The 15,685-nt window shown below is 33.3% G+C and carries 13 protein-coding genes and 3 pseudogenes; 6 read left to right on the forward strand and 10 right to left on the reverse strand.

Going from position 1 to position 15,685, the window contains the following annotated elements; translation table 11 throughout:
* Positions 1-69: 69 nt before the first annotated feature.
* The 3 genes and pseudogenes from Y7E_RS0115920 to Y7E_RS0115930 all read right to left on the reverse strand — a co-directional run bounded on the left by Y7E_RS0115920 (position 70) and on the right by Y7E_RS0115930 (position 2,555).
* A complete protein-coding gene (locus tag Y7E_RS0115920) occupies positions 70-822 on the reverse strand; it encodes a YhfM domain-containing protein (RefSeq protein ID WP_017152265.1) in 753 nt (250 codons plus the stop codon).
* 113 nt (positions 823-935) lie between these two features.
* Positions 936-1,091, reverse strand: a pseudogene (locus Y7E_RS29980) (VOC family protein); the annotation flags it as partial.
* A 501-nt stretch (positions 1,092-1,592) separates the two neighbouring features.
* Positions 1,593-2,555 carry a helix-turn-helix transcriptional regulator gene (locus tag Y7E_RS0115930; protein ID WP_017152267.1) on the reverse strand — a complete coding sequence of 321 codons (963 nt, stop codon included), beginning with the start codon at positions 2,553-2,555 and terminating at the stop codon, positions 1,593-1,595.
* Between the two features lie 80 nt (positions 2,556-2,635).
* Here Y7E_RS0115930 and Y7E_RS0115935 point away from each other — a divergent pair, with 80 nt between their 5' ends.
* Entirely contained in the window at positions 2,636-3,145 is a 510-nt protein-coding gene (locus tag Y7E_RS0115935) for a ClbS/DfsB family four-helix bundle protein (protein WP_017152268.1), read from the forward strand.
* A gap of 219 nt (positions 3,146-3,364) precedes the next feature.
* The gene (locus tag Y7E_RS0115940; protein WP_017152269.1) at positions 3,365-4,795 is read left to right on the forward strand and encodes an IS4 family transposase; all 1,431 of its coding nucleotides are present in this window, start codon (positions 3,365-3,367) and stop codon (positions 4,793-4,795) included.
* 408 nt (positions 4,796-5,203) lie between these two features.
* On the opposite strand, the gene Y7E_RS0115945 is transcribed toward Y7E_RS0115940, so the two are convergent.
* Positions 5,204-5,500, reverse strand: a complete 297-nt coding sequence (locus Y7E_RS0115945; protein ID WP_017152270.1) for a hypothetical protein — start codon at positions 5,498-5,500, stop codon at positions 5,204-5,206.
* 11 nt (positions 5,501-5,511) lie between these two features.
* Positions 5,512-6,777: a lipase family protein gene (locus tag Y7E_RS0115950; protein ID WP_017152271.1), complete on the reverse strand. Its 1,266-nt coding sequence runs from the start codon at positions 6,775-6,777 to the stop codon at positions 5,512-5,514.
* 66 nt (positions 6,778-6,843) lie between these two features.
* Between Y7E_RS0115950 and Y7E_RS0115955 the strand changes: the two genes are divergently transcribed.
* Complete coding sequence (locus Y7E_RS0115955; RefSeq protein WP_167321109.1) at positions 6,844-7,188, forward strand: hypothetical protein; 345 nt, start codon at positions 6,844-6,846, stop codon at positions 7,186-7,188.
* A gap of 260 nt (positions 7,189-7,448) precedes the next feature.
* On the opposite strand, the gene Y7E_RS0115960 is transcribed toward Y7E_RS0115955, so the two are convergent.
* From Y7E_RS0115960 to Y7E_RS0115975, 4 genes are all read right to left on the reverse strand, one after another.
* Positions 7,449-9,077, reverse strand: coding sequence for a peptide ABC transporter substrate-binding protein (locus tag Y7E_RS0115960; RefSeq protein WP_017152273.1), 1,629 nt, complete (start codon positions 9,075-9,077; stop codon positions 7,449-7,451).
* Between the two features lie 193 nt (positions 9,078-9,270).
* The gene (locus Y7E_RS0115965) at positions 9,271-10,596 is read right to left on the reverse strand and encodes a bifunctional S-methyl-5'-thioadenosine deaminase/S-adenosylhomocysteine deaminase (protein ID WP_026049236.1); all 1,326 of its coding nucleotides are present in this window, start codon (positions 10,594-10,596) and stop codon (positions 9,271-9,273) included.
* A 92-nt stretch (positions 10,597-10,688) separates the two neighbouring features.
* Positions 10,689-11,033: a YunG family protein gene (locus tag Y7E_RS0115970; RefSeq protein WP_017152275.1), complete on the reverse strand. Its 345-nt coding sequence runs from the start codon at positions 11,031-11,033 to the stop codon at positions 10,689-10,691.
* A 27-nt stretch (positions 11,034-11,060) separates the two neighbouring features.
* Positions 11,061-11,507 (reverse strand): GNAT family N-acetyltransferase, encoded by a 447-nt coding sequence (locus Y7E_RS0115975; protein WP_017152276.1) that lies wholly within the window; start codon positions 11,505-11,507, stop codon positions 11,061-11,063.
* Between the two features lie 235 nt (positions 11,508-11,742).
* Between Y7E_RS0115975 and Y7E_RS0115980 the strand changes: the two genes are divergently transcribed.
* Positions 11,743-13,461, forward strand: coding sequence for a M4 family metallopeptidase (locus tag Y7E_RS0115980; protein ID WP_017152277.1), 1,719 nt, complete (start codon positions 11,743-11,745; stop codon positions 13,459-13,461).
* 389 nt (positions 13,462-13,850) lie between these two features.
* Here the strand turns inward: Y7E_RS0115980 and Y7E_RS0115985 are convergent, their stop codons facing one another.
* Entirely contained in the window at positions 13,851-14,753 is a 903-nt protein-coding gene (locus Y7E_RS0115985) for a mechanosensitive ion channel family protein (RefSeq protein WP_017152278.1), read from the reverse strand.
* 330 nt (positions 14,754-15,083) lie between these two features.
* Between Y7E_RS0115985 and Y7E_RS35070 the strand changes: the two are divergent.
* Both Y7E_RS35070 and Y7E_RS34470 read left to right on the forward strand, forming a co-directional pair.
* Positions 15,084-15,185 (forward strand): annotated as a pseudogene (locus Y7E_RS35070) (hypothetical protein); the annotation flags it as partial.
* A gap of 12 nt (positions 15,186-15,197) precedes the next feature.
* Positions 15,198-15,685: pseudogene (locus Y7E_RS34470) on the forward strand (helix-turn-helix domain-containing protein); the annotation flags it as partial.

Genomic DNA, 15,685 nt, shown 5'->3' on the forward strand with positions numbered 1-15,685 from the left:
ACGTAGTAATGGAGTTCATGTAATCATCTGAAAAATGTATCTTATTGAGGCGCATTAAAATATGTCATTTTAATTTAACATTTTTATGATGTCATCTACAAATATTTTATCGATTTCATGTCCTTGGTTTGTTTGTTCTGAATCCATAATTATTCCTTGTGATTTCTCTTTGTCAATCCACAAATAGTATGTTTGAGTTGTTCCACTTAAAAAGTGAACATTTACTTTGTAATTTGACTTTCGCGTATTAGATGTATTTGAAGGTGTATTAAAGTTTGTATGTTGGATAGCGTTCACGAAAGCTCCAACATCAAATTGCTTTACGAATATGTAGGTCTTATCCCCCTCAACTTCAATAAATTCAATAGATTTATCTTTTATGGAGTATACTCCTTCACCATCCTTCGCTGTATAATGAAGCACAATGCCCTCTTCTGACTGGGCGCAATCTCTTAGCATATATGCTATACCATGTGTTTCTTGAGGAGTAACAAGCTTATTACATATATCCTTTCTATAGTCGTTTTTGTACTTGTAAGTAAAAGTGAACTTTTCATCTTTATAAGTTACAGTTTCTAAAGTTGGTACTTTTGCTTCCTCGTCAGTTAAATAATTTTTAATTTGTATTTCGTCATTTTTCTTATCTTTTACATTTTGAGAAAATGTTTCAAATCGTTCTAGATTTTTAGATTTTTCTTTAGGTATATGTATAACAATCTCATCTTTTTTCACTTCAGTGGATGATTTCTCATTGTCATTACTACACGCAGTTAAAGAAGTAAGTGCTAAGCATACTGCCCCAACAATCAATGGTTTCTTCAAATTGAGTTCCTCCTAAAATATATTATATATTTGATTATAACAATAATACACTACCCCCTGAAAAACTTGCGCTTCGAATAGTTTAAGTTTAGACCACATATCTCTAATCATGTGATGAATTGAATTTTATTTTCTCCTACCCAAAAGAAAGCCACTCTTCTTTTAGATAGTTTTCTTGCTAATGCTAACCCTAACTTATTTTGATAGAAAGCTATCGCCTTTTCTAAATTTCTTACATGTAAATGAGTTTCGTATATGCTCTGTATCATTATTTTTATTCCTTTCTTTATTGTAATTTTTATGTCGATATCTTTTTGTTGTTATAATACCAGTAAAAATATCTTAAATCATACTACTTTTGTATAATTTTTCTTTCCTACAAAAGTAGTATGTGCGGATTTCATTCATATAATTTGAACTGGTGTTGATGGTTTTTAAAAATAGAAAGCTTATTTTCAAATTAGATGAAAAAAGAGATGCAATTATGGATATTCATGTGGAATTTTCGTTCTGGGGACATCATAAATATAAACTTTATAACAGTGGGCTAGTGAATATTCTTAAGTTTTAGGTTCAATTTCTTTCTAAATTATATCGGTATTATCCTTGGAATTTACTATGATTCCATCAAATATGTTTTAATAGTTCTTCATCAAAAATCAAGTCATTTCACTTCCTTCTAAATAACTCTATTAAAATGGCATCAAAAACCTAATTGAAATTAATTAGGAATGTCATTTTCTCTTTTTATGTTAACCGAGTTTAACTTGCTAGTTTGTATGTAATCTACTTTTTATTTCATAACAATCCGCCAATATATCTTTTAAATATTCCTTATATTTGGAGCGTAGGATTTCTGGAGAAATGATTTTAATTTCTTTACCGAAAGACAAAAAATACTGAACCAGAAAATCTATCTCCTTTTCTCCAAAAGTCCCAATAATGTATTTGTTTTGTTCTTCTTCTTGAAGTGACATGTTATCGTAAATGCGTTTATAGAACTGTTCAACCCCTTTCTCACTAACTTTGACTTTAAAAGAAAAAGGTCGTTGTGTATTGAATTGTTTTCTATATAACGAACTAATTTTCTCTTCAGTAAAAGGAATGCTTTCTTTATCTTTATACTTTACAGATTGAATATAGTCACAACGAAAATTTCGAAATTCTTTTTTGTCTAAATCCCAACTAAAGCAATACCAATTTCCATCTGTAATTAATAATCTTAAGGGTTGAATGATTCTTTGATTGTTGCCATAGCGACAATAACTGATTTCTATTACCTTTTTGTTGAGTATTGCAGAGAAGAGTTCTCCTAAAAATGGAGACTCTTTTTTTTGATTTGTTCCTATAAATTGGATAACTTGATCCGCCTCCTGAACCATCTCTTTTTGTTTCTTTGGCAGTACAGCTAATAGTTTCTCTTTAATTTCTTTGTAGTCTTTATCAAATGGAGTTTTTAGCAATGTTTTTAGTAGTTGTAACGAAAAGAATATAGAATATAGTTCATTATTACTAAAATAAATTGGCGGTAGAAGTTGATTTTCTAACACGTGATATCCACCATGACTTCCCTTTTCAGAATAAAGAGGAACACCTAATTCTTCTAAGGAAGCAATGTCTCGTAAGGCGGTACTTCTGGAAATATCGAATTCTTCAATCAAGTCGTTAAGATTAAAATTCTTTTTTGAATTGATATAGATCATTTCTTGAATGAGTCGCTCGTCTTTTTTCATAAAAAACTCCTAATGATATCATGTTTTGATACCATTCTATCATATACTGAAGGTATCAAAAATAAAGGTGTGAAAGAACTATGAAACAGTACTCTAATTCTGAAGAATTAATTGAATCAATCGATAAAGCCTATAAGAAATTTATTGAAGAATTTAAGGTGATTCCTGAAGAGTTGAGAGATAAACATATCTCTGAAGTGGATAAATCTCCTTCTGAAATACTTTCTTATCAATTGGGGTGGATTAACTTGTTGTTATCATGGGAAAAAGACGAACAATGTGGACTTGACGTACAAACGCCCACTCCAGACTATAAATGGAATAACTTAGGTGGACTTTATCAATCTTTTTATGAGCAATACGGTATTTTAACCTTAAAACAGCAGGAGGAAGAATTGACAAAGTTAGTCCGAATGTTAGTTAATTGGATAAATGATCTTTCTGAAGCAGAATTATTCCAACCAGAACAAAGGAAATGGGCCACAACAAAAGCAATGTGGCCTGTTTGGAAATGGGTGCATATCAATACAGTTGCTCCATTTACGAATTTCAGAACTAAAATACGCAAATGGAAAAAAATAGTTTTATAAGTGATTCAAAAAAAGTAAGTATTCAGACAGTTAGACAAAAGACAATAAAGTCTATTTCTTATACATTAAAAGAAATAGACTTTATTTATTTGAATTTTCTTAGTGTGCAAAATTCGCACTTTGTTGAAAGAACCTTATAGCTATCAGGCTAAGATAATTTTGTATCTATATAATGAAAAGAACACTGTTCTTTTATAGAGAAAGGATGGCGGTTTTGGTATGAATTTATCGTTTTCTGATGAACTGGACTTGTTTTCAAAAGAATTACAGCGGTATATGTCGCCACATGCTTTGAATCAGTTAGCTAGAAAAGCAGGATTTGTTCAACGAAGAAGTAAATATGGTGCACAAGAATTAGTAGCACTATGTGTTTGGTTAAGCCAAAACATAGCTCATTCCTCCCTAACACAACTGTGTAGTCGTTTAGAAGTTCATACAGGTATTTCTATGAGTCCAGAAGGACTAAATCAACGCTTTAATTCTCAGGCTGTGCGGTTTTTACAACAACTCCTAGCACATTTACTTCACCAACAATTTTGTTCCTCTAGCAAGATTTCAACTTTGTATACAAACTCTTTTCATCGTATTCGTGTATTAGATTCTACACATTTTCAGGTTCCAGATAAATTCGTTTCTATATACCAAGGTTCAGGAGGTAGTGGTCAAAGTGCCGGTGTGAAAATTCAATTAGAGTACGATTTATTAAGTGGACAGTTTTTACATGTTCATGTGGGTGCTGGAAAGCACAATGATAAAATTTATGGTTCTACTTGCTTAACGTCTCTTCAACCGCACGATGTATGTATACGGAACTTGGGATACTTCGACTTAAAAGATCTACATACGATAGATGAGTGTGGTGCTTATTTTATTTCACGATTAAAGCTCAATACTCGTATATATCAAAAGAATAAAGAGCCTGAATACTTTCAAAATGGAACAATAAAAAAGCACTCTGAATACATCCAATTAGATATGGAGCAATTCAGTGACCAATTACAGTCAGGTGAAACATATGAAATTCCTGAGATTTATATTGGAATGTATCAAAAGCTTCCTGCAAGACTTATTCTGTATAAATTAACTGAAACACAAATGAAACGTAGACAAAAGGATTTAGCATCTAAAGAACATAAGAAGCAAATTACCTACAAAGAACGCAGTAAACAGCTTAGTGCAATTAACTTTTACATTACAAATATTCCTTTGGAATATCTACCAAAGGAACAAGTATACGATTTTTACTCCTTACGATGGCAAATTGAACTTATCTTTAAAACATGGAAATCGTTTTTTCGTATTCATCACTGTCATTCTGTAAAATTAGAACGACTAGAATGTCACTTATACGGACAATTAATAAGTATCCTTCTTTGTTCCTCCACCATGTTTCAAATGCGCCATTTACTCCTCATCAAGAAGAAACGAGAATTAAGCGAATATAAAGCGATTTATATCATAAAAGATTATTTTCCACTTATTTATCAATCTCTACAAAAAGACACCCAAGAATTAACAAAGATATTGTTTCGTCTGTTTAATCTCTTACAGAAAAACGGACGAAAATCTCATAGGTATGAGAAGAAAACAGTCTTTGATATCTTAGGCGTCGTATACAACTTTTCTATGTCTCACAATCATGTAGCATAATCAAAAAAATTGAAACCCGATAGGGTTTATTTGGTATGCAAATCTTTAAAGAAATTACACTGGATCTTTAGGGAAAAGAAAAATCTCACGTGAAATTAAACTTATAAAAGCTTAGGTTGATGGGCATGGGGTACCGCCAGCATTTTGGAAATAAACCACGTTAAGCAAATTTCGATATAAAATCTTTTGAATTTTGTCCCGTTAAGAATATTTTGATACAACACAACACCATTTGTGTTGCGTTAGGACATGAGAATACCAATGAAAACGGTTGTTAATGCAACACAATTTAAATTAGCGATAAAATGACTCGAAAATCCTTAGCGTGGTTTTTTTTCGTTTGGCTGTCTGTACCCCGTATATAAAATACTGATTTGAATACAAAAAACACTCCTAGTGAGTGTTTTTTTAATACTTCGGCCCCATATAATCATAACTTTGATCAAGCGCTTTGATTAAATCAATGGCATTCTTTAATTCATGCTTATCAGACTCTAATTCTTCCATTCTTTTTGCAATATCTTTTCTAAAATTGTCTACATCACCAACCGCTTTCTTCCCCACACCAAGCTGAGACCAACTTGTATCAAGCATATGGTGAATACTATTTACCACACTTCTATTATGTTCTAAATCTCGAATCATCTCTTCAAACTGTTGTAACGCCTTATTTAAAGCCTCTTCATTTAAATAGATCCTTGGCATGTGAATCCCCCTTATTTCTGTCCATCTGTCTTCTTATAGTCATCCACTTTCTTTTCAATAAAATCCGAAATTTCTGTAGCTGTACGGATGTACCAATGACTCATATGTTCAACATGCGCACGTATATTTGTTATCTTAGCTTCTAATCGTTTACTTTCAGCTGTTTCTAATAAATCCATCATATTTGAAGTTAATCTCGGCACTCGGTTTTGGAATTCTTGTGCATTTTGTTTCATGCGTCTTACGGCTTCCTCTAAATTCTCTACGACTACACGAATTTCTCCGCCGCCTAACAATTTACCAGGCGACTCAGATACCATTTTCCCTGTATCTACATTCAGTAGGTATGAATTTGATAAAAATCCATCATTTCCAAATGGAAAGTTTTTATTTTTACTATCTTGATAATGATACCCAGGGCCTGAAATAGAATCTTTAAATCTTGCTAGTAATAAAGCAAGTTGTTGTGATGGAGGCAGATTTCGTAGGGCTTCTATATCCTCTTTCGACGGAGGTGGTGACACAGCATATGTAGAACCAATATGACCATCATAAGAACCATATAGACCATAACCAATCGTATCTGATCCATGAACGACACTAACTATTCTGTCCTTAAACTCACCGTTATCAGATTTTTCACACAAATCAGGTGGTAGTAAATGTTTTGCACTTGGCGCATTCCATGACATACATTTCACACTATCATCAAATGCCGAAACATACTCAGCTAAAGCCCCTCCTAAAGAATGACCTGTAACATATACTTCTACATTTTTATCCTTATAGTGTTCGTTGACTTTTTCCATTACTTTTTCAGCTTGTTCAAATTGATTATGATATTCCCATTGTTTATTTTCTTCATTCCAGTATTTCTCTGGATGATTAGCTTCCGTTCCTGGTGCTGTTGGAGGTGGTGCTGGGTCATGTACCCCTTTACTACGCGTAACAAAATAATCAATATCTGTTTCTAAATCCTTCATTCCTTCTCCTGGTTTCATCGGAATCCCTAGAGAATTTTCTACTAGAATCTTGTCCCCTTGAGTTCCCCGAAAAGCTACCATCACTTGTGTTTTTCCATCTACTACTCTTTCAAATACTACAGCATCCATTCCTGTTTGTTCGTCATGGAATGTTTTTCCTTTTTCCCATGTTTGTAAACTTTGACCATCTTTATTAGTAATAACAACTTCTTCATCAATATCTTTATCAGATTTATACGCAGTGTCCGCTAATTGATAAAAAGTAGAATCTAAAACTTCATTTTTATTACTCAAAACATTTCCCCTCCTGTAATATTTGATATATTCTTATAATTAAGATAACATTAATGGAGGATAAATATGGATATTACTATAAAAAAAATTAGTTTTTGTTTATTGTTTATACTTATTTTAAGTATTTTAGGAGGATGTAATATGGATCAAAAAAATAAAGAAGCAACAAAAGAACAACAAGTAATAAAAGAAGCAAAAGAGACAACAGTTAAATACTTTAAAGAAAAACAAGATTTAGATGTAGTAATTACTGGACATAAATTTGGGCCTAAAGACTTACAATCTATTTATATCTCTGGACACGTTAAAGACGATAAAAGTAAAACATTTAACATAACTATTCAATATGGCGGAGACGAATACACAATAGGTTCAATTTCTAAAAGTAAAAGTTTAGAATTAAAATATTAAATTTTTGGACACCTAATGATAAAGGTGTCTTTTCTTCATAAAAAAAATCCCCACACAATGTGCAGGGACAAGTGTAAACTAATACTTTAAAGGTGAACAACCTCATCATAATACATTCGTCCCCCACCGACAAAATAGGGGTCACCATACATGCCCATCAACTCAAGAGATTTTAATACCCTCACGTTATCCTTTCTAAACATTGTTTTTGTAGACACTAAAAAAGCTAAGACACATACGTCTTAGCTTTTTAATTCAATCTATCTTTCACCTAAATAAGCATTTTTATACGTATACACACCACCAAATTGATGCTTTTCAATTCCTTTTACATATTCCTTTTGTATGTATGCTAGACCAGTATGATAAAGCGGAGCAACAGCAACATCTTCTAACAATATTCTCTCTGCTTCTTGTAAAGATTCCCATCTTTTCTGTCGATCTAATACAATATCATGTTTAGCTTTATTTATAAGATTGTCATAATATGAATTTGAATACTTCATTTTATTATTCGGATTATCTGTCGTAAATAACTCTAAGTAATTTATAGGATCTTTGTAATCTGGCCCCCATACTACCATAGATATATCATACTGTCCTGTTTGTTCAAGCTGTAATTTTTGTTTAGATGGTTGCTGCTTAATCTGTATCTCTAAGCCTTGTAAGTGCTTTTCAAGCTCTCCTTTTATATATTCTGCTATACGTTTTGCATTGTCTTGTTCAAATGTTAAAAATTCAAGTGTGACACTTTCTGTACTAAGTTCTTTTTTTGCATCTTCCCAAATTTGTTTAGCCTTTTGCAAATCATACACAGCAAGATTACCATTTTCCTGTCGAAAATCTTTTCCATTTGTTTCATTCTTATATCCTATCGGGATAAGACCTTCTGCAGGTGTTGCACCATTATTGATAAAGTGATTTACAAATCCCTCTTTATTCAGTGCTAAAGAAATAGATTGCCTGATTTTTTTATTTGCTAACGTAGCATTCCTTTCATTAAAACGTAACATGGCTATCGCAGATTCTTTTTTCATATGCAATTCCTTTTTTCCCTTGTATTGATCTACAAATATTGCACTAACAGGAGCGCGATCAATACTACCAGATTCATATAAATTTACAGCCGTCATTGTATCTTTTACAATATGAAAATTTATAGCCTCTAGCTTCACTTGCTTCTTATCCCAATATGTATTGTTTTTCTTCAATTGAAATTCTTGTTCATGCTTCCATTTTTCTAACACAAACGCCCCATTGTATATAAGATTATTTGGCTCTAATCCATATCTATTTCCTTGTTCTTTCACAAACGATTCGTGCTGTGGTAAATAAACAGGTAATGCTAATAATTGTAGTAAATATGGGACAGGCTGTTCTAATTGCACTTCTAGCGTATAATTATCTAATACCTTTACTCCTAGTTGATCAGCAGCCAATATACCTTTATTTATTTCTTTCGCGTTTTTTATATCAAACAGCAAGTATGCATATTGAGCTGCTGTTTCAGGACTCAATACCCGTTTCCACGCAAAAGTAAAATCATATGCTGTTACCGATTCCCCATTTGACCATTTTGCATCTTTACGCAAATGGAATATATATCTTTTCCCATCCTCACTTCTCTCAAAAGACTTCGCCACACCAGGAATAGGCTTATCTTGATGATCCAGTACATATAACCCTTCAAATATATTTTGCATTACATGTGATGATGTACCGTCCATCGCTTTCGCTGTATCAAGGGAAGGAATTTCTTCTGATACCGTTACGTTTAACACCTGTTTTTTTGCTACTTCATTTGTTTTAACAGTTTTGCTACTACAAGCTGTTAAAAGTAAAGCTGTTGTAAGTATAAATACTATTAATCGTGTCTCATGTTGCTTCATGAATTTTTCTCCTTAAATTCAAATAATATTATAAAGCGTTATATATTATAACAGAAATATTACTGTAAAGCCGTTACATCTCAATGAATATGTATGCATTCTAAAATAAAAAACACTATCCTTCTTTTATTTACTAAAAAGGATAGTATTTTTATCAATTTTCTCTATTTCATCATTGATTTCTACCTTACAACTACATCTTTAATCCTCGCTTATAACGACTCGCTTCAAAAATAATCCGCTCTTCATCTAATGTTTTGCATTCACCATTCCAAACAATACGCTCTCCATTAATAATGACATCAGATACATCTTTTCCACTTGCTGCATACACAAGGTGTGACAATACTTCTTCTGCTGGTTGTAAATGTGGCTTATTGGACGGATCTATTGTAATAAAGTCAGCACATTTCCCTACCTCAATTGAGCCCGTTTGTTTCATTCCAATTACTTCTGCAGCTCCTTTTGTTGCAAGTGAAAGAGCTGTTTCAACTGGTAATGCAGTGGCATCTTTATGGATGCCCTTTTGCAATAACGTTGCGACGCGGAGCTCTTCAAACATATCTAAATTATTGTTAGATGCCACGCTATCTGTTGCGATACCCACTTTGATTCCCGCTTCTAACATTGCTCTAACATCCGCTATACCAGACCCTAATTTTAAGTTACTATTTGGGTTATGAGCAACACGAACATCATTTTCTGCTAAGAAAGCGCGCTCATTTTCATTTAACACAACTCCATGAGCAATAACTGTCGGTCTCTTAAATAAACCACAACTTGCTGCATACGCTACTGGACGTTTGCCATATTGTACTTCAATATCCCGTACTTCACGCTCTGTTTCGGAAAGGTGAATGTGAACCATTGTCTGATTTTCTACTGCAATACGCGCGCACTCTTCTAACATTTCTGTAGAGCATGTATACGGGCTATGAGGAGCAACCATCGTTGTTAACATACCATCTTCACTGTAATATCGTTTTACATATTGCTCTGCATCTTGAATTGCCTTCTGTTCATCCTCTTTCGTTCCAAAGCTAAATAAGGTTCTTGAAACTGCAGCACGCATTCCACTATTACGAACTGTTTCCATAATTGCATCCTGATCCACACCAATTGGATTAAACATATCAGAAAATGTTGTCGTCCCGCTTTTCACCATTTCTAACAAGCCAAGTTCTGTACTTGCAACGGCAAGCTCTGGAGTAAATTGACTTTCAAGCGGCCAAATTCTCGTTTCAAGCCATGGTTGTAATAGCATATCGTCACCAATGCCACGTAAAAGACTCATCACAACATGCGTATGTGTATTCACAAGACCTGGCAATAGCCATTTTCCTTTCAGATTTACTACTTCATCTACTTGATTTTCATTAGAGAATTCACCATTTTTCACTTCTATAATTTTACCATCTTCTACAATGATATATCCGTTTTGTAACATTTCATTCTGTTCATTTAAAGTTGCAATCGTAGCGCTTACATAAGCTGTTTTCAAAAGTATTTCCCCTCTCAACTCTATGAAGTATTTCCCTTTTAATAAGTTACCACCATTATAGTAACTTATTAAGCGTTAAGAGTCAAAAGATATTTCGCTTCATACAAATTCTATTGCATAAAGATATGCACTTTCTGTTTTAAAGAATCATATTGCCTTTCATTTGTGTCTGCAAATGCTTCTTCTCTATTAGAAGCAATATCCATATAGGCTATCTCTTCAAAAAATTGTGCTTGTGTAAAATCATATCGCTTGCCATTTATAACATTGTAAAAGTGCCAAGCTTCGCCAACTTGCGTCTTCTTTATGTCTCCTCCAAACAAATCATGTATAACAAGTGCTGTTACACCACATTGTCCTTTTGCTGGATTTTCTATCGTCCACTTTGAGCTTGTTTCTAATGACCAAGATTTTATTAAAACCTCGTGCACTTGTGCAATTTCTAATTCACTCATTTCAGCATCTCCTATGTATACTCATTTTTATACATCATACTGTAAAAGTGGCAAAACACGATCTTTAAAAACTGTTGAAGGTGTCTCCCCAATTAACTTTGCTCCCATTTTCATATAATACCCTTTTGCATTTGGATCACTATCAATTGTAAAACGCTTAATTCCTAATTCAGCTGCTTTTTCTACGACACTTTTCCATAGAATGTTACCATAACCTTTTCCCATATAATTTGGATGTAAATATAAAAAATCGAGTGCTGTTTCTTCTTTACGTTGGAATGAGAAAAAACCAATTTTCACACCTTGCTTTTCTAAAACGTATACATCATTACTTTTTATGTACTCTTCTGTGATCGTCAAATCTTCCTTACATGCTAGTATGAATTCTTCGCTGTAGTTCCAAGTGGCTTTTGATGTTAGTGCTATATGACTTAATTCATTTGCTTCGTTTAAAAAAGCTTCCCTAATGATCAACCGTATCCCTCTCTTCACCATATATGACATGTAAACTACTGCACTACAGTTATTCACCCAAATTTCAACAAATCCTTCAGGACCTATCCTCCTTATTTTTATATTTAACTACGAAACTATGCAATTTTGCATATCTTTACATAAAATGAAGTTTTTCTCTTTTATTCGACATAATTCTGTATTACAATTCTATCAAGTTTTAATTTTCAAAATATAAGAATAGAGGAGATATAATATGAATAAAAAGAATAGAATTACTTCAATCGGTATTTCGACCGGTCTTGCTTTATCTATATTCGCTCCATACAATTTAGCAAATGCACAAACAAATGATCAATTACAAGTCAATATAGAGGATGAGAATTACCGTGCCGGAGACTTAACTCTTCCTTCTCAAAAAGCTCCAGAACATGTAGTGAAAGATGCCTTAAAAGAAAAAACAAAGCAAGCCTTATCTCCTAAACAAGTAAACAAAGAAGAAAAGGTAGACTTTAAGATCACCCAAAAACGCCCCTCTTATGACGGCACAACGTTAGTACGTATGCAACAAACTTATGAAGACCGCGAAGTATATGGTTATCAGCTTACAGCACACGTTGATAAAAAAGGGGTAATCAAAAGTATTTCAGGAGATAGCGCTCAAAACTTACAACAGCAAAGTGATTTAAAAAACCCTGTTAAACTATCAAAAGATGATGCAAAGCAATATATATATAAGAAGTATGGTAACGATATCACATTTATTGATAAAGCTGAAAGTAAATTAGTAATTTATGTAGATGAGAATACAAAAAAAGCAACAACTGCTTATCAGGTAACATTTAGCGCTGCCACACCACAGTATGTATCTGGAACATACTTAATGAATGCTTTTAATGGTGAAATTTTAAAAGATATGGTACAAGAATCAAGTTTAAAAGTAGATAAAAAATTAGTTCAAGTATTACAAAACGACAAGAAAAAGAGTCTTGCCTCACTAACAGGAAGAGGTACGGATGACTCTGGAATTACCCGCACGTTTGGGATTTCACAACAAAGTAACGGAAAGTATGCATTAGCGGATTACTCACGCGGAAAAGGCATTGAAACATATGATGTCAATTATAAAGATATTACAACACAAGACTGGGCATATCCTGGGAACCTAGTAACAAGTACTTCTACAACATTTAACGATTCTAAAGCTGTTAGTGCACATTATTTAGCAACAAAAGTGTATGACTTCTATAAAGATAAATATAAACGCAACAGCTTCGACAATCTTGGTAAAAAAGTTGTTTCTGTTGTACACGCATGGGATTCTACAGAAACAAAAGATCCGAAACAATGGTTTAATGCACTAAGTTCTAATTCTAGTACCAGTAGCATGCTAGTTTATGGTGATCCTCTTGTAAAAGCATATGACGTCGCGGGACATGAATTTACCCATTCCGTTACTGCCAGTGAGTCTAAATTAAAATATGAAGGACAATCAGGAGCCATTAATGAAGCTTTATCAGATATCTTTGGTGTAGCTGTTGAAAAGTATGCAAACAACGGAACATTTAACTGGACAGTAGGTGAACAAGCAGGAGACGTATTTAGAGATATGGCAAATCCCTCTTCTCTTTCTACTGGCTTTGGAGCATATCCAGATGATTTTAAAGACTATAAAAACCTACCGCTAACTAGTGATGGTGATTATGGCGGGGTACATATCAATTCTAGCATTATTAATAAAGTAGCTTACTTAATTGCAAATGGTGGTACTCATAATAACGTAGCTGTTCGAGGAATTGGTGAAGATAAAATGTTTGATATCTTCTACTATGCAAATACAGATGAATTAAATATGTCATCTGATTTCAAAGAATTGAAAGCTGCCTGCATTCGTGTTGCCACAAATTTATATGGGGCAAACTCTTCTGAAGTTCAAGCTGTTCAACAAGCTTATAAAGCAGCTTTTATTGATTAATACTAGAATTAAAGTTTTAACAACATATCAATCGAATTATTCGCTTTAATAAGTTCCTTTTTAGAGAAAAATAAAGAGCTAACTGGATGTAGTTAGCTCTTTATTTTAAACAAACTGTTACTGATGTTATTAAACTAACCTGCTCTTTAACTTAATAACAATTATCTCAAATTGCCATTATTTCCACAATTAGTTATACAAGAATGTAGCCCAATACATAAAGAATGAGCACAATTCTTGCTACAGAATTGCGCCCGAGTGCAGAAGTTACTTTTTTAGGAGGTATTGTTTAAACCCTTAAGCTCATCGAAATCTGCCGGTCTACAAACCCAAATTCTAAATATAATTTGCAATCGCGCCTCATGAACTGACCTAGGATCTCCAATCAGCTAGTTTTCTTTACCTGCTTGTGAAAGCTGCTCTCCAGGAATCTCCTGTAATTTTTCAGTATGAACGAACATGTTCGCTGTTGGCATTTGTACTTGATTCTTATGGAATATAGACATTAGTTCAAACCTTACTTGCCTGGAAGTTTCAAAATACTCTTCAGGTTTAACCAAGCCTATAATACAAAATTCGTATCCAACATATTTAAGGTTTGGATTTAAGTCTGTAATACCAATATATTGAAATGGTTCAACAGCCTCGTCCTCTATCCTATATAGGCTTTGATCCAATTTTTCATTGCAGATAACACTTACTTTTTCTAACAATTCCTTTATTCTTGTAGGATTTTCCTGATAACTTACCGTAATCCGTTCAATAACCCGCATCCGGCCTTTATTAAAATTTTGTATCGTTCTAATCTCTCCATGTGGGATGGTAAGGAGTTTTCCCGACCATTCACGAATTTGCATAAAGCGAATACTGATTTCCTCAATGGTACCTGAACTTGTTCCGTTAAAAGTAACAAAATCGCCGACACGAAACTCTTTGTCCGTTAATCTTGCGAACCCTAATATAACATCTTTTAGCATCTGTTGTGCAGCAAAACCGACGACAACTCCCGCAATCCCTGCACCTGCAAGAATACCTTTTATATCTACAAATTGACTAATTAGATAAATAACAAGGCTAATCATAATTCCATACCTAAAAATTGATCGAATTACACTTTGAATCGTCTGTTCTACTTCTTCATCAAAAAAACTTGACTTCCTAAAGAACCAATCAATAATACGGTTTATGACAAAGGAAAAGGTCATGAGAACCAAAGCAAATAGTGTAAATCTTAAAAGTAAAAACTTCCTTACATAATTAAAAAATTCCTCAGTAAAAGTTAATAAATCCATCCATCCACTTCCTTAAAAATGAAAATTTCATGCAAAGCTGTTTTATTGTAAATACCTTTTGATCATCTCAAAATTTCTTCCAGGATCATCTATTACTTTGACCTTAAATATTGTTTCCTTAACTGTGTATTTTGATTTTTATTCCCGGTTCATCTTCAACAATCTGGCCCTTTAGCGGAGTAACTTTATCGCTACTCAACGGTTCCTTAATCCGCCTTTCAGTTCAGATCTTCTTTTCACTTTTCACTATAAAAACACCACTTTAGATAAACAGATTGTACTGCACCCCAATTGTTAGACACAATTAACAATTGGAGGTGTAGTTTTTTTATGGCAAAGTTTTCATTAGAAGTTAAATTAGAAGCTATTCAGGACTATCTTGAAGGGAAAGAATCTTATAGAGCCATAGGCAATCGAATAGGTACGCATCATAAATCTATTATGAAATGGGTAGGTCTCTATAAAAAATATGGAATAGAAGGCTTGAGATCTAGGTATACAAATTACTCTGTACAATTTAAAATGGACGTACTTAACTTTATGAATGAAACAGGGACGTCTCTTTTAGAAACAGCTGTAATATATAATATTCCGGATCCATCGACTATTTTACAGTGGAAAAAAACTCTAGAAAAACAAGGTATTGACGCCCTTTATTCAAAAAAACGGGGGCGTCCAACGATGAAAAAAGAAACAAAGAAAGAACAGCCAGTAGAAGGATCACAAGAAGCATTATTAGCGGAAATAGAGCGTTTACGTATGGAAAATGCATATTTAAAAAAGTTGAACGCCTTAGTTCAAGAGGAGAGAAAATCTCAGAACGTCAAAAAGCGCAAGTAATTTATGAATTAAGGCATGTTTTTAAGGTAAGTCACTTAGTGAAAATAGCTGAGATTGCGCGTAGTACGTATTACTACTGGGTGAAACAATTT

The organism is Bacillus bingmayongensis (assembly GCF_000299035.1).
Taxonomy (GTDB): domain Bacteria; phylum Bacillota; class Bacilli; order Bacillales; family Bacillaceae_G; genus Bacillus_A; species Bacillus_A bingmayongensis.

Coding starts and splice junctions, on each gene's coding strand:
- Y7E_RS0115980 (WP_017152277.1), top strand. CDS start 11,743: ATGAATAAAAAGAATAGAATTACTTCAATCGGTATTTCGACCGGTCTT.
- Y7E_RS0115955 (WP_167321109.1), top strand. CDS start 6,844: ATGGATATTACTATAAAAAAAATTAGTTTTTGTTTATTGTTTATACTT.
- Y7E_RS0115985 (WP_017152278.1), bottom strand. CDS start 14,753: ATGGATTTATTAACTTTTACTGAGGAATTTTTTAATTATGTAAGGAAG.
- Y7E_RS0115940 (WP_017152269.1), top strand. CDS start 3,365: ATGAATTTATCGTTTTCTGATGAACTGGACTTGTTTTCAAAAGAATTA.
- Y7E_RS0115960 (WP_017152273.1), bottom strand. CDS start 9,077: ATGAAGCAACATGAGACACGATTAATAGTATTTATACTTACAACAGCT.
- Y7E_RS0115945 (WP_017152270.1), bottom strand. CDS start 5,500: ATGCCAAGGATCTATTTAAATGAAGAGGCTTTAAATAAGGCGTTACAA.
- Y7E_RS0115935 (WP_017152268.1), top strand. CDS start 2,636: ATGAAACAGTACTCTAATTCTGAAGAATTAATTGAATCAATCGATAAA.
- Y7E_RS0115970 (WP_017152275.1), bottom strand. CDS start 11,033: ATGAGTGAATTAGAAATTGCACAAGTGCACGAGGTTTTAATAAAATCT.
- Y7E_RS0115930 (WP_017152267.1), bottom strand. CDS start 2,555: ATGAAAAAAGACGAGCGACTCATTCAAGAAATGATCTATATCAATTCA.